Here is a 14,537-nt window from a genome sequence, read left to right as displayed (position 1 = left end):
TAGTCCATGACGGTCAAAAAGTAATCGAATTTTACATGCTTTGGACGTCTAAAACATCTATTTTTACATCTTTTGCCGTGAAAAACACATGAATATCTTTTATTGGGTCATAGTTTGAATATTGCAAGTATCGGTTTATGATGGCGTTACTGGATAATCACTGCTAATAATAGGGCAAAAATTACCAATGAGTCGACCGACCATTCATAAAAGATACAACTTTGACGAAGGAGAGCCGCTAGCGCCGTGGCGCGAAAAAATCCACGAGATTATTTTCGAAGCCGATACGGGCTGGGGTAAGGCTTTTGATGTATTCCTGATCATCAGTATTTTCGCCAGTGTCTTTGCAGTGATGCTGGATAGTGTTGACTCTATTTCCACCAAATATGAAGCGACCTTATTTGTGGCCGAGTGGAGCTTTACGGTTCTTTTTACCATCGAATATATTCTGCGCTTGATTTGTGTGCGAAAGCCCATGCTATACGCCAGAAGCTTTTACGGTATCGTTGATCTCTTATCCATATTGCCGACCTATTTAGCGCTGTTCTTGGCCGACGCCAAATACTTCTTAGTCATTCGTATTTTGCGTGTGCTACGCGTTTTCCGTATATTCAAGCTCGCCAGTTATATTGGCGAGGCCAGCATGATGATGAAAGCCCTTCGTAACAGTCATGCCAAGATTAGTGTCTTTTTATACACCGTCATACTGCTTGTGGTGATTTTTGGCTCAATGATTTACGTGATCGAAGGCGCCGAAAACGGGTTCACCAGTATCCCGACGTCAATTTACTGGGCCATCGTCACTTTAACAACGGTAGGCTACGGTGATATTTCCCCACAGTCGCCTTTAGGTCAGTTCTTGGCGTCCTGTATCATGATTATGGGTTACGGCTTAATTGCTGTTCCGACAGGTATCTACAGCGCAGAAATTACTCGCCAAGCGATAAAGGAACACAAAGAAAAAGAAATTACTAATAACGCCTGCCCGTCGTGCTCTTATGAAGGTCATGACGCCGACGCAGTGCATTGTAAGAAGTGTGGCGCAGAGCTATAGGAGCTCTGCTCGGCTTTCTTGTCAGTCCTACTTTTTATCAGTATAAAAAGCGGCGTCGTCTAAATAAAGTTGGCCGTAGATCTTGGCTTTTTCAGTTTCCATACGCTCAGAAGAAAGGTGTAGCTCTTCTAGGTTGCGCTGAGTAATTTTGAGTGCGCCTTCTAGGATTTTTAAGGCATTTTCCATGCTGTAGGTCATTTCATGGATTTTACCCATGTCTTGTGGTTTTAACTCTTCAGACTCAAGTAGTGCCTGAAGCTTTGGGTTGTATTCTTGTAATACGGCGATAGCCTCTTCAACCGTGTTAACGTCTTGGCCTTTGTAATGGCGGACTTCAGAGGCATAAGCGGTACTGCTTAACGCTACTATGATGGCAAATAGGCTTTTGCTTAATAGATTCATGGATGTTCCTTACGTTTGCAAATAATAATCATTCACATTATAGGGCATGTGATGGCTTTTAGGGAACCACAGAGTGACATTTATTAGGACAAGTCTGTACTAAATGTAATAAACCGTGCTGGTCATGACCTTGGACATGGCTTTCATGCCAAGCTTTATAGGCTTAGGGAGTTCGGCAGCGCCATTATCAATTGCGGTGGTGGCGTGCTTGAGCTCTTCAGTGTGCATTTGCGACAAGATTGCTTTGCTCTTGTAGTCTTGCTCGGGCAGTTTGTCGAGATGACTTTCGAGATGTTTACAGACTTGGTTTTCCGTTTCTGCAACAAAGCCCAGACTCCACTTGTCGCCGACTAATCCAGCGACGGCGCCGATCGTAAAGGAGCCTGCATACCACAGTGGGTTGAGGTAACTGTCGTGGCTATTGAGTTCAGTGAGGCGTTCGCTACACCAAGCGAGGTGATCCACTTCTTCTTGTGCAGCATGCTCCATTTCTTGGCGGATCTCAGGCAGCTTGGCGGTCAGGGCTTGACCTTGATACAAGGCTTGTGCGCAGACTTCGCCGGTATGGTTGATGCGCATTAAGTTGGCGGCATGCTTTTGTTCATCAGCCGTCATACCTTGCTCTGCAATGTCCTCAGCAGGACTTGTACGCGGAGCCGCATCATAGATCCCTTGAGTTGTTTTTAAAGCAGAATCGGCTACCATACATAGGCGATCAAAAAAGCTGTACTGGCGCATCATAAACCTAGTGAAAACCTCTAATGGGCTTATTTTAGCGCTAATTGATAATAAATAGAAATGATGGAGCACGATTAGGAACCATGGCGAGTATTACTGAGCAGAATGACCTTCATATTCTGATTCGTTCGAAGAATCCGATATTGATTATCGAAACTCATGAAGAGAATCGAGCAATGCAGCTGATCAATCAGGTGGCATTTAATATGAATAAGCCGGTGTTTGGTTGGCATTTGACCGAAGGGTTAAGACGCTTGGAAGTTAAGGGCGATCATTTTGCACCGTTGAAAGATACGCAGACGGCAGATGACTGTTTGTCACATATTAAGCGCATGGAACGAGAGGGGCTGTATGTTCTTTTTGATATGCACCCTTTCATTAGCGCAGAGCATCCACAAAATATTCGTTTGCTACGTGATATTGCACTGTCATACCCACAACACAAACAAACCATTATTCTGATCAGTCACAAGCTTGAGCTTCCTGACGAATTGAAGAGGTTAGCGCGGTCATTCAGTTTAAAGTTACCTGATGACGAAGAGTTGGAGAGCATTATTCGCAAAGAGGCTGCGCGTTGGGGCGTTAAAAATCCCGATAAAAGAGTGCGCATGGATAAGTCCTTATTATCGCGACTTGTGAAAAATTTACGGGGTCTGACCTGGGCTGACGCTGAGCAGATGGTGAGGAACCTAATCTATGACGATGGCGTTATCAGCAAAGATGAAGTGGAAGAGGTCAACCAGGCGCGTTATAAACTGCTGGATTTGGACGGAGCAGTTCACTATGAGTATGAAACTGCGCACTTTGCTGAAGTCGGTGGTATGGCCAACCTAAAGAAATGGCTACAGCTACGACAGAAAGTCTTTTTAAGCGATAAAGAGATAGGTTTAGACATACCGAAAGGTATTTTATTGATGGGGGTACAAGGCAGTGGTAAGTCGTTAGCCGCTAAGGCGGTTGCAGGCATGTGGGAGATACCGTTACTGCGTTTAGACTTCGGTGCCTTGTACAATAAGTGGCACGGTGAAAGTGAAAAGAACTTACGTGAAGCCTTGAAGATGTCGCAAACCATGTCGCCCTGTGTTTTGTGGCTTGATGAGATAGAAAAAGGCTTAAGTACCTCCGATAGCGATGGCGGCACATCGAAACGGATGCTGGGTACTTTACTAACATTTATGCAGGAAAACGATTCCCCTGTATTTTTCGTGGCGACAGCGAATGATATTAGTGCGCTACCACCAGAACTGATTCGAAAGGGGCGTTTTGATGAGTTGTTTTTTGTTGATCTGCCGGAACCAATGGCGAGGCAAGAAATATTCCGTATACATTTAGAAAAACGTAATCAGTCTGGAGTGAACTTTGATTTAGTCTTGCTATCAGAAAAAACAGATGGCTTTAGTGGTGCTGAAATTGAGCAGGCAGTGGTAGCGAGTTTATATGCTGCACATTATCAAGACAGCACCTTGACGACTGAAATGATTCTAGATGAAATCAGTCAAACCAAGCCGTTATCCGTCGTGATGGCTGAGAAAATATCAGCCTTAAGAGCATGGGCCGATGAGCGGGCGGTTAAAGCTAATTAGATTACAAGTTTAGTGGAGAGACAATGAAACTGATTTATTCTGATGCATCACCTTATGCTCGTACTGCTCGAATTGCGGTGCGTGAGCTGGGGTTAAGCGCGAAAGTCGAAGAAATTGCGCACCATCCTTTTGATAATCCCAAAGAGTTGGTTGAGGCAAATCCTTTATGCAAAGTACCGTGTTTAATCAACGACACGGGGATGGCTCTTTTCGACAGCCAAGTCATCGGTGAATATTTAGATGCCCAAGCGGATGATGGCACTTTGTTCAGCGACATTAATAAGGATTGGCAGTTAAGGACGCTATATTCATTGACGCGAGGGCTACTCGATACCGCTGTGGCATTGCAGCAAGATAAAATGCGTGGCGAAGGGCAGTCTGAGTTTTGGCAAGAGCGCTTTTATGGTGCTTTGGATCGTGGCTTAGCTTACTTACAGCAGCATTTGGCAAGTTACCCAAAACGCTTTGAAATACTATCGATTAATACGGTAGCGCTAGTGGATTATTTGAGGTTTAGGCATCCGGAGTATAAAAAGCTGGATGGTTTTACAAAGCTTAATATGTGGTTTGATGAACAGCAGAACCGTCCGAGTGTGACCCAGACGGCTCCGAAATAAGGGGTGGAAATGATTGGCTTTGGCAGATTACTTCTTCTGCCAGCCGCCCCCCACTTTAATGTAGTGACCCGATTGAGTGCGGTCAATATTACGTCGAGCAGCGATCGCCTCAATTTCTGCAATTGATTTGTTATTTTTCTTTGCTTGGTCAGCATAAATTTGACGACGCTTGTCGTTAACGTCTTCGACCAATGCTTTAACTTCTGGTGTCGCTTTGTTTTGGGCGACGATGCCGACATAGCCGTTAGACAACTCACCGACGATACCGTCATCTTTAAGTTGACCTAGGTTTGCAGCAAAAGCTTGGGCACTTAACAGTAAGCCCGCGGTCAGTGTTAATGCTAATTTTGTTAGAGTCTTCATTTTACTCTCCTAATCATCCACCTGTACTGAATTAGTGCTGGATAAATTAAAAATCAATGTCCGTGGTAAAGATATTTGTTGAAGTTAATCTAGAATAAACCAGACTCTTCGGTTAACGCTTGATCCAGCGCCTTCTCAACCTTGACTACCACTTCGTGCTTAATGGTGAAGTCACCGATGATATGGATAGGCTTGTCTGGAGCTTCGAGCTTTACAGTGCATCCGCTGAGCGCTAACAAGGCCGCACAGACGGTACTGAAAGCAATGTTTTTTGTTTGGGTCATAACCAATTCCTTTCGTCAAAACACTTTGTAGACGTAGCTTACAGTGTAAAACAATAACATGAATTATGGCTGAATGTTGAGAATTTGTTTTTGTTGTAGATCATCCAGAATCGGTTTGGTCATATCGCCACTGATGAGCATCGAGTAGAGCATCTCTGGTAGCGTTCCACGCAAGGTTAAGTCCAGCTTAATTGGGAATCCATTATACAAATTAGGGTTGGAACCCAATACTTTAAGCTCAATGACGTAATCGCCTTTGGCATCGTAATTCAGGTTGCCTGAAAACTCTTTGTAGTGAAAGTTTTCCAACGCTTGGAAGGCTATATTGGCATCTTTACCTTTGTCAGATTTGAGTTGAACTACACCTTCACTAAGCGCTTTAAACTGGCCGTTATGGATTTGTTGACCATTTTTGTTAATGGTTAGTGGCAAGGTAAAGTCAAATCGTCCTGTGAGCTTGAGTTTCTCACTATTTAAGGCGTTTAGTAACGCGCCAATATCAATCGCTTTTAGATAGGCGGTGAACGGCGACACGCCATCATCGTTAATGGTCAATTGAGGTACTTCAATATGGCCTTTTAGCAAGTTACCCTTGAGATTCGTAATAACCAAACTGTTGATGGTGTGAGGCATTAAAAAAGAGACATCGGTAATCGAGATATCAGTAGCAAGCTCGATTTCTTCAATGTGACTCTTCAGAGTACCACCGAGCTTTGAGTTTGAAGTTAAGGAGTCTTCAATGGTCCAGTTTTTGACGTAAAACTCGTCATAGCTTAAGTTAAAATTGTCGAGTTTAATTTTGCCATCAAATAATAGACCAATCGGATCGCCATCTAATGAGTCGACCTCAAGCTGTCCAGAACTGAAGCGCAGTTGTGGGTAATCCTTGAGTAGTGTGACCCAGTTCGTGATCGTCGAAATGGGCAAGGAGGATTGTTTGATCTTTAAGTTATGCCGAGATGTTTTTAAATTAAAGGTGTAACTGAAAGGAACCTTCGATTGCTGATGGTTTAGGGCTCCTTGGGCGACAAAGCTATTATCCTTTTTACTCCAATCCACAGCACCAGAAATATTGGAAACGCCAATTTGTTGGCTGTTGTAGCGAGCATTAGCAAATGTAAGTGTGCCCTTGGGCGACTGGTTGGTAATAAACTGTAATGAGCCTTTGAGATCATTAAGCTTTAAAGGTTGCTGCTTAAGTCCTAAGTCGGCTACTTGATAGTTGCCAGTGATGATCCCTGATGGGTGTTTTGAGTCTTGGGTAACATTCAGCTTCGCGGAGACAGCGTTGGCAGTGAACTGCTCTTTGTCTAGATTTAAGGTGCTATTCATCGGAATATCGGATTGTAGCGACCATTGATGGTAGGGCTTGCCTTGCTCAGACAACTTAATGGTTGATTGGCCTTTTACAGACCAAGCATTTTTAGAAATATGTGCGGTGGAGTTTTTCCCCGCGTAGCTCACCGAGTCTAGATAGACTTTACCTTTTGCGTCAGAGACAGCTAACGATGCTTCATTCAGCTTGATGTTGCTGCTGAACGACAAGTTGAGATTGTTTGTGCTGGCCTTGTGTTCAGGGGAGCTAAAGTTTGCTGCTAGGTTTTTCGCGAACATACTGAGCGTCGCTTCAGCCTTTTGCATAGGCGCAGTCAACGGATGATTAAGATCTAAGCTGACGTTTGAAAGCGAGGCGGAAGCAGTAATCGCAGGGTTAGTAATTGCGAGGTCTAAAGGCCCGTCGTTAATCAGCAACTGCTGTGTATCACCTTCATAGGTGATTTGTGTCGGCTCTTTGGGCGAAACGACTACTTGATACTCTGGCGGTAGTTTATGAAGATTGGTTGAAACATAGTAGCTTTTCAGCAGTTCAACTAGGTTAGGCACTAGCCCCAGTGATGAAGCATTGATGTTAGTGATAATCTGGCTTTCGGGCGCTAACACTAACTGAACGCTGTCCTCGAGATTAACCGAGCCCTGCAGTCTGACATTAATAGGTTCAACGCCCTCAGGGTGGCTATCTTCTGACGGATAAAGCTCAGTAAGATTGAGCAAACCATTACCATCAAAGTCCCAATGCTTGCTATTAATTGGGGAAGCAATTACTTGCAGTCGATTGTTACCTTGTAGAATATTTGTATCAACCGTATCGAGCCATTTATCGGAGCGTGTCGCTGTCGCCTTAATGTTGAAGGTTCGATCGAGAAAGTGAACATCGGTGGTGACTTCTGCCGTGTTCTCACGATCGGCTATCTTAATATTATTCGCTACGATGTTTTGAAGAAATAGACCTTCGATAGTGAGCTGTTCAAGCGACATTTCAGCGACAGGAAGTGTTGGCAGTGGAATTTGCTCAAGCGGTGGTGACTTTTGATTTGAGGGTAAAGCTTCTGGCCAAAGAATATGAGCCTTGTCCGCTGAAATAGACGTTAGTTTACGTTGCCATAATGAGTAACCCAGCTCGACCTGGTTTAGAGTAACTGTATAGGGAGATTCCTCACCTAGAATGAGCGTCAACTCATCAATGTGTGTTGAAGTGAGACCGGGGCGTTTAAACTCTAAATTTTGAAGTTTTATGGATGCGGGGAGAAACTTTTGAAGCTGGCCAGGTACCCAAGAGGGTGCTGTCCAGTAAGCAATAGCCAAAGCAAGCGCTAGGACGAGGATAGTCCATATCAGCACTTTTACTGTTGTTTTTAGCCAAGAGCGTTTGTGGGTTGCTTCTGGTTGCACTCTAAAACCTGTAAGTCCTTGTTATTGCACGGCCTGTTTTGTCTAGTCAGTGTAACATGACCAGTCTAGCGGGTTAGACTGAATCTGTAATGAATCGTTTCAAGAAATCGAGCCTATGTGCTACATGTTAGTAATAGATAATAAAAAAGGCGCCGAAGCGCCTTTAGTCAACTCATAGAGTTTTATTGTTCACGAGCAATGGCTCGGTGACCAATGTCAGTACGATAATACACTTTGTCCCAAGTGATTTTATCAACTGCTTGGTAGGCTTTTGCTTGTGCTTCAGTCACGCTATCACCTAGTGCAACAACACATAGCACACGTCCACCGCTAGTGACGATATTACCATCTTTTTCTGAGGTACCTGCGTGGAAAACCTTGCCAATAGTACTGATATCATTGACTGCATCGAGTCCAGAAATAACATCACCTTTCGGATAGCTCTCAGGGTAACCGCCAGCAGCCATTACCACACCAATAGCTGCGCGAGGATCCCAGTCCGCTGTAGTGGTATCCAATTTGCCATCAATCGCTGTCAGGCAAAGCTCAACCAAATCTGAGTTTAGACGGCTCATAATCGGCTGCGTTTCTGGATCACCGAAGCGACAGTTGTATTCAAGTACTTTAGGCACACCGTCAGAGTCGATCATGACGCCAGCATAAAGGAAGCCTGTGTACGGGTGACCTTCAGCAGCCATACCTTCAACAGTTGGCACAATCACTTGCTCCATGATGCGGTCATGCATCTCAGCCGTGACCACTGGCGCTGGAGAATATGCACCCATGCCACCGGTGTTCGGACCTTTGTCTCCGTTGTCGCGAGCTTTGTGATCTTGTGATGAAGCGAGTGGCAAGATGTTTTTGCCATCGACCATCACGATAAAACTGGCTTCTTCACCTTGTAAGAACTCTTCAATCACCACACGATGACCAGCATCACCAAACTTGTTACCTGCTAGCATGTCATCAATCGCAGCGTCGGCTTCTACTTCAGTTTGGGCGATGATCACACCTTTACCAGCGGCTAAGCCGTCAGCTTTAATCACGATTGGCGTACCCATTTCGCGGACGTAAGCCTTAGCGGGCTCGATTTCCGTGAAGTTTTGATAAGCTGCCGTTGGGATCTTATGGCGTGCTAAGAAGTCTTTGGTGAAAGCTTTCGAGCCTTCCAGTTGTGCTGCGCCTTTGGTTGGGCCAAAGCACTTTAAGCCAGCATTTTTAAAAGAGTCGACGACGCCAATGACCAGCGGTGCTTCTGGGCCAACGATGGTCAGCTCGACGTTATTGTCTTTGGCAAAAGCAACCAACTCGTCGATGGCTTCGACGCCAATCGCTACGTTTTCAACTTTTGCTTCAAGCGCTGTACCAGCGTTACCTGGGGCAACAAATACTTTAGACACATTATCTGACTGAGCGGCCTTCCACGCCAAAGCGTGTTCACGACCACCGTTACCGATAATTAATACGTTCATATCGAATTCCTTACCGATTAATGACGGAAATGACGCATGCCTGTGAAGACCATGGCCATATCGTTTTCATTCGCTGCTTCAATCACTTCGTCATCACGAATTGAGCCGCCTGGCTGAATGACAGCGGTGATACCCGCTTCTGCAGCGGCATCAATACCGTCACGGAACGGGAAAAATGCGTCTGATGACATGACTGAACCACGGACTTCTAAGTTTTCGTCTGCAGCTTTGATGCCAGCGATTTTAGCACTGTATACACGACTCATTTGGCCTGCACCAACGCCAATAGTTTGGCCGTTCTTGCAGTAAACGATAGCGTTCGACTTTACAAATTTGGCAACTTTCCAGCTGAACAACAGGTCACGCATCTCTTCTTGAGTCGGCTGACGCTTGGTAACGATACGCAGATCGTCTTCAAACACCATGCCTAAATCGCGGTCTTGAATCAGTAGGCCGCCGTTAACGCGTTTATAGTCGTAAGAAGGAACTGCTTGGTCCCATTGACCGCACTCTAATAAGCGAACGTTCTTTTTCTCAGCAACAACCGTTTTGGCTGCGTCGTTAATGCTTGGCGCAATAATGACTTCCACAAATTGGCGATCAACAATCGCTTTTGCTGTTTCAGCGTCTAATTCGCGGTTGAAAGCAATGATTCCGCCAAACGCAGAGGTTGGGTCAGTGGCGAAAGCTAAGTCATACGCTTGGCCGATAGTGTCTGCGATAGCGACGCCACAAGGATTGGCGTGCTTAACGATGACACAAGCTGGTTCTTCAAAGCTTTTGACGCACTCAAGTGCCGCATCGGTGTCGGCAATGTTGTTATACGATAAAGCTTTTCCTTGAAGTTGCTTCGCCGTTGAAACGCTGGCTTCTTTAGGATCATGCTCCACATAAAACGCTGAGTTTTGATGTGGGTTCTCGCCGTAACGCATGTCTTGCGCTTTTTTGAATTGCACAGAATAGGTCGGCGGGAAATCGCTACTATCTTCAGCAGCTTGTACACCAAGATAGTTCGAAATAGCTGCGTCATAACGAGCCGTGTGAGCAAAAGCTTTTGCTGCCAAACGGAAGCGAGTCTCTTTATTGACCGCGCCTTTTTCTTCGATTTGAGCTGCCACCAAGTCAAAATCTTCATTTTCAACGACGATAGTGACATCTTGGTGGTTTTTAGCAGCAGAACGCACCATGGTTGGTCCGCCGATGTCGATGTTCTCGATAGCGTCTTCTAGCGTTGAGTCGCTTTTCGCAATGGTGCTTTCGAAAGGGTATAGATTCACCACGACCATATCGATACCGATAATGCCGTGTTCTTCCATGACCTTATCATCCATACCACGACGGCCTAAGATGGCGCCATGAACTTTAGGGTGTAAGGTTTTCACGCGGCCATCCATCATCTCTGGAAAGCCCGTGTAATCAGCAACGTCGGTTACTGTAATATCGTTGTCGCGTAATAGTTTTGCAGTACCGCCTGTTGAAAGGATTTCAACACCCTTACTAGCAAGAGTTTTGGCGAATTCAACTACTCCAGTTTTATCAGAAACGCTGATCAGGGCGCGTTTCACCGGACGATAGTTTGACATGTTGTAGCTCCTTAAAAAGTAGGGGCCCTATCAAAGACCCCTATTTTAATTGGTAGATTTTACAGTAGGTTGTAACGTTTTAACTTTTTGCGTAGCGTGCCACGGTTTAGACCTAGGACTTTCGCTGCTTTAGTTTGGTTGTTACGAGTGTGTTCCATGATGGCACGCAGAAGAGGTTCCTCAACTTGAGTTAACACCAAGTCATAAACATCGCTCAATGGCTGACCTTGCATTTGCTTGAGGTATTGTTGCATTGAAATGGCAACGTGCTCACGCAAGGTTGGGTTAGATTGAAAGCTTGTAGAGTCGCTAGTCGTTCCTTGATTTAGAGACGCTGTTTGGTTGTTAATTGTCGTATCAAAAATTGTCATGCTGCTTTAGCCTGTTGCTTTTGTTCAAAATAAAGGTTTAAAACGTCTATTTGCTCGGCGCCTTCATCAATACGATTGAAAGTGCTGCGGAATTCTTTGCTGTCAGCCTGTTCTTGTAGGTACCAAGTGACATGCTTTCGAGCAATTTTGGGACCCATAACCTCACCGTAAAATTGATGAAGCCCTTTAACGTGACGAACCATCACGTCGCGAACTTCTTCAATGCTTGGTGGTGCTAAAAGCTCCCCCGTCTGCAAATAGTGCCAAATTTCGCGGAATATCCAGGGGTTCCCCTGCGCCCCTCGACCAATCATCAATGCGTCTGCACCCGTATGCTCAAGTACAAACTTCGCCTTCTCAGGATTGGTGATATCACCATTCGCAATCACAGGAATTTCAACCGCCTGTTTGATTGCTGCAATCGTGTCGTATTCGGCAAATCCTTGAAACTTACACGCTCGGGTTCTGCCGTGCACTGCCAAGGCTTGGATGCCATTGTCCTGTGCAATTTTCGCAATATCGACACCATTGCGATTGTCAGGATTCCAACCTGTTCTTATTTTTAATGTTACTGGCACATCCACCGCACCAACCACGGCCTTGACGATATCTTCGACGAGGTCAGGATGTTGCAGTAGTGCTGAACCAGCAGCTTTCTTACAAACTTTCTTCGCCGGGCAACCCATGTTGATATCAATGACTTCAGCACCATTATCAACGTTATGCTTGGCGGCCTGCGCCATCATCTCAGGTTCTGCACCAGCTATTTGAACCGAACGAATACCAGGCTCGCCTGTATGATCACTGCGCATCAGGCTTTTCTTGGTATTCCACAGCTTAGGGTTCGACGCGATCATTTCTGATACCGTCATGCCAGCGCCAAGCTCTTTGCACAACAAACGAAACGGACGATCCGTCACTCCCGCCATCGGCGCGAGAATCAGAGGGTTGTCGAGTTCGTATTGAGCAATTCGCATGATTGTGGTTATTTCACCCGATTACGTTACCCAGTTTCGTGAGACATAAGCTCTCTACACGAGGCAATTATAAAAATACGCCTAATGTCTGAGAATAGGGCTGTAGGTTCAAATTAAGGTCGCCGATCATACACTTTTTTAAAGTGCTTTTGAACGGAAATTGTTTAAAAAACCAACAATATTTTGCTTGACAATTGAGCAGCTATAACTAAAGCACTGATTGTTTGTGGCCTATTTCACTAACTCGACCTGATACCCGCTGTAATCACTGATTTCATTGGTAAAGGTGAACGCAATGTGTACCGACTGATTAGGTTTTATCAGATCATTGTGATTGACCTCAGGCAAGTAGTGCTGAGGCTTATAGGTTGGGCTGGGATACTGGTTACCTTTGATGTCACTTAGAATGACGCGCACTTTAGGGTAGGGTTGCGCGAAGTTAGCGACATTTTTAAGCACCATGCTGACTTCTTGCTGTCCATTACGGGTGGTGTTGACCTCAATAGCATTAACTCGATACTGCTCAATGTCCTGGCGGGGAGCTAGTTGGCAACCGAAGACAGAACATGAGAATTGATAAACGGGACGCCAGCTGGTGTCTTGAGCCAAAGTGGCTTTATTGGGCCATAAATATAAGAACCAAAATGCCAAGTAGAGCAAAATTAGACTGGCTACCCCGTAAAATAGCCACTTAAAGCTAAAAGATTTGGAGTGAGCGGTTTCTGTTTCATCAACTGCAAGTTGATAATGTTCAGACTTGTCAATTTCCGTCAGCTCTGGAATCGATTGCGAGACAATTTTCTCTTCCGCTTCTTCAACCGACTCGGACATCTGAGCTTTTTGGCTTTCTTTATCAAGAGACACCAGCGAGTCGGTGGCGAGGAATAATGAGTGACAGTTACCACAACGGACGTGCCCCGAAGCAACTTCAAGGTGCTCCTTACGCAGTTTAAACACTGATTTACAGTGGGGACAGTTGGTTAAAAAGGTTTCACTCATAATGCGTTATTCAATCATCAAGCCAAAGGCAGAAGGTTATTATTGTCTAAGGTGTCGCTAATTTTTGGCCAGAAAGTCGCGCCCAGTCTTCTTCTTTGGCTACTGGGTCCATAGTAAACCACTGACTGTAAAGCTGTTTTAATTCTTCGGCCTGACTTTCGAGCAGACCCGATAATACCAGATTTCCACCGCTTTGCACCGAGTTTGCAATAGATTCTGCCAACTGGCGCAAGGGTTCAGCTAAAATGTTGGCAACTAAGATGTCAGCTTGTGGTAATTCCACGTCGTTCGGCAATCCTAGGACAAGGCGTTCGCTTTGAATGGCGTTACGCTCTAGGTTCTGCTTAGTCGCTTCGATGGCTTGCGGATCAATATCGACTGCGTACACTTTGTCGGCGCCTAGCAATAGCGCTGCAATAGCCAGAATACCTGAGCCGCATCCGTAATCGATGACTGTCTTTCCCGTTAAATCAGCGCTATCAAGCCACTGAAGGCAAAGAGAGGTCGTCGGGTGAGTGCCCGTGCCAAAAGCCAAGCCCGGATCGAGCTTGATGTTCACTGCATCAGGCTCAGGAGCATCGCACCAACTCGGCACAATCCAAACCCGCTCGCCAAACTGCATCGGCTTAAAGTTATCCATCCAGCTCCGTTCCCAATCTTGGTCGCGAATAATTTCCCACTCATAACTGTCGCCAAAGTGCTGATAAAAGTCGCTATGTTTGAGCAAGTTATCCATCATCGAGGTATCAGTTTCAGCGTCAAATAACGCTAGCACGATCAAATGTTCCCACAAAGGCGTCTCGCCCGGCAAAGGCTCAAGGATCGGCTTGTCCTCTGCATCTAAAAAGGTCACCGCCAGAGCGCCAAGCTCCATCAAGTGGTCACTTAAGGTGTCGGCATCGGCATGTTTGTAATCGAATTTAAGTTGGATCCAAGCCATTACTGTTGGAAAGTAGGGAAAAAGTTGGTTTATTATAGAGTTAGTGACACACTATTATCAAAACAATGGTAAAACTTAATTGGATTTTAACCCTAAAATAAGGAGATTGATTAGGAATGTTTGAAACTATTCTTGGGATACTATTTATATGCTTGTCTGTTTATCAAGTATATGCCTTTATCAAAGGAAAGCCTGTTTTTATTAAAAATTCGATTTGGCTATTACTTTTATTAGCAGCAATGGTGACCAACCTTTATATTGGTAAGGTAATGGATGGGGAGGCACTAACAATAACGGCAAATAGCTTGCTTATTTATCTCTTATCATCTGTTATTATTGCTGTGCTAGAAAGGTCAAAAAAAGAAAACCGAACAGTGAATCATAAAAAAGCCGGCATTTGCCGGCTTTTTACTTACTTTTAACA

At 45.1% G+C, this 14,537-nt stretch carries 15 protein-coding genes; 4 read left to right on the top strand and 11 right to left on the bottom strand.

From position 1 onward, the window contains the following. The first annotated feature begins 187 nt into the window (after positions 1 to 187). The gene (locus KFK88_RS00775; RefSeq protein ID WP_223576749.1) at positions 188 to 1,054 is read left to right on the top strand and encodes an ion transporter; all 867 of its coding nucleotides are present in this window, start codon (positions 188 to 190) and stop codon (positions 1,052 to 1,054) included. Between the two features lie 27 nt (positions 1,055 to 1,081). Here KFK88_RS00775 and KFK88_RS00770 read toward each other — a convergent pair whose 3' ends face one another. Further along, entirely contained in the window at positions 1,082 to 1,456 is a 375-nt protein-coding gene (locus KFK88_RS00770) for a DUF6746 family protein (RefSeq protein WP_223576748.1), read from the bottom strand. Positions 1,457 to 1,555: 99 nt separating this feature from the next. Continuing rightward, positions 1,556 to 2,194 carry a 2-polyprenyl-3-methyl-6-methoxy-1,4-benzoquinone monooxygenase gene (gene coq7, locus KFK88_RS00765; protein ID WP_223577652.1) on the bottom strand — a complete coding sequence of 213 codons (639 nt, stop codon included), beginning with the start codon at positions 2,192 to 2,194 and terminating at the stop codon, positions 1,556 to 1,558. Between the two features lie 83 nt (positions 2,195 to 2,277). Between coq7 and KFK88_RS00760 the strand changes: the two genes are divergently transcribed. After that, positions 2,278 to 3,777, top strand: coding sequence for an AAA family ATPase (locus KFK88_RS00760; RefSeq protein ID WP_223576747.1), 1,500 nt, complete (start codon positions 2,278 to 2,280; stop codon positions 3,775 to 3,777). 23 nt (positions 3,778 to 3,800) lie between these two features. Continuing rightward, entirely contained in the window at positions 3,801 to 4,394 is a 594-nt protein-coding gene (locus KFK88_RS00755) for a glutathione S-transferase (protein ID WP_223576746.1), read from the top strand. A 27-nt stretch (positions 4,395 to 4,421) separates the two neighbouring features. Here the strand turns inward: KFK88_RS00755 and KFK88_RS00750 are convergent, their stop codons facing one another. The 9 genes from KFK88_RS00750 to prmA all read right to left on the bottom strand — a co-directional run bounded on the left by KFK88_RS00750 (position 4,422) and on the right by prmA (position 14,113). Continuing rightward, positions 4,422 to 4,757, bottom strand: coding sequence for a YdbL family protein (locus KFK88_RS00750; RefSeq protein ID WP_223576745.1), 336 nt, complete (start codon positions 4,755 to 4,757; stop codon positions 4,422 to 4,424). 89 nt (positions 4,758 to 4,846) lie between these two features. Beyond that, positions 4,847 to 5,041, bottom strand: coding sequence for a YnbE family lipoprotein (locus tag KFK88_RS00745; protein ID WP_223576744.1), 195 nt, complete (start codon positions 5,039 to 5,041; stop codon positions 4,847 to 4,849). 63 nt (positions 5,042 to 5,104) lie between these two features. Continuing rightward, on the bottom strand, positions 5,105 to 7,771 hold the full coding sequence (locus KFK88_RS11985) for an intermembrane phospholipid transport protein YdbH family protein (protein ID WP_223576743.1): 2,667 nt from the start codon (positions 7,769 to 7,771) through the stop codon (positions 5,105 to 5,107). 182 nt (positions 7,772 to 7,953) lie between these two features. Beyond that, positions 7,954 to 9,243, bottom strand: coding sequence for a phosphoribosylamine--glycine ligase (gene purD, locus KFK88_RS00735; RefSeq protein ID WP_223576742.1), 1,290 nt, complete (start codon positions 9,241 to 9,243; stop codon positions 7,954 to 7,956). Between the two features lie 17 nt (positions 9,244 to 9,260). After that, the gene (gene purH / locus KFK88_RS00730) at positions 9,261 to 10,826 is read right to left on the bottom strand and encodes a bifunctional phosphoribosylaminoimidazolecarboxamide formyltransferase/IMP cyclohydrolase (protein WP_223576741.1); all 1,566 of its coding nucleotides are present in this window, start codon (positions 10,824 to 10,826) and stop codon (positions 9,261 to 9,263) included. A 59-nt stretch (positions 10,827 to 10,885) separates the two neighbouring features. Next, entirely contained in the window at positions 10,886 to 11,197 is a 312-nt protein-coding gene (gene fis / locus KFK88_RS00725; protein WP_223576740.1) for a DNA-binding transcriptional regulator Fis, read from the bottom strand. Then, entirely contained in the window at positions 11,194 to 12,174 is a 981-nt protein-coding gene (gene dusB, locus KFK88_RS00720; protein ID WP_223576739.1) for a tRNA dihydrouridine synthase DusB, read from the bottom strand. The genes fis and dusB overlap by 4 nt, the downstream gene beginning before the upstream one ends. A gap of 231 nt (positions 12,175 to 12,405) precedes the next feature. Beyond that, entirely contained in the window at positions 12,406 to 13,173 is a 768-nt protein-coding gene (locus KFK88_RS00715) for a zinc-ribbon and DUF3426 domain-containing protein (protein ID WP_223576738.1), read from the bottom strand. A gap of 46 nt (positions 13,174 to 13,219) precedes the next feature. Further along, a complete protein-coding gene (prmA, locus tag KFK88_RS00710) occupies positions 13,220 to 14,113 on the bottom strand; it encodes a 50S ribosomal protein L11 methyltransferase (protein ID WP_223576737.1) in 894 nt (297 codons plus the stop codon). A 116-nt stretch (positions 14,114 to 14,229) separates the two neighbouring features. On the opposite strand from prmA, the gene KFK88_RS00705 reads away from it, so the two are divergent. Then, positions 14,230 to 14,535: a hypothetical protein gene (locus tag KFK88_RS00705; RefSeq protein ID WP_223576736.1), complete on the top strand. Its 306-nt coding sequence runs from the start codon at positions 14,230 to 14,232 to the stop codon at positions 14,533 to 14,535. Positions 14,536 to 14,537: the final 2 nt, after the last annotated feature.

It is taken from the genome of Kangiella taiwanensis, from assembly GCF_020005165.1.
Classification (GTDB): domain Bacteria; phylum Pseudomonadota; class Gammaproteobacteria; order Enterobacterales; family Kangiellaceae; genus Kangiella; species Kangiella taiwanensis.
Note: the sequence above shows the minus strand (reverse complement) of the source record. Positions and strands in the feature narration are given on the sequence as shown.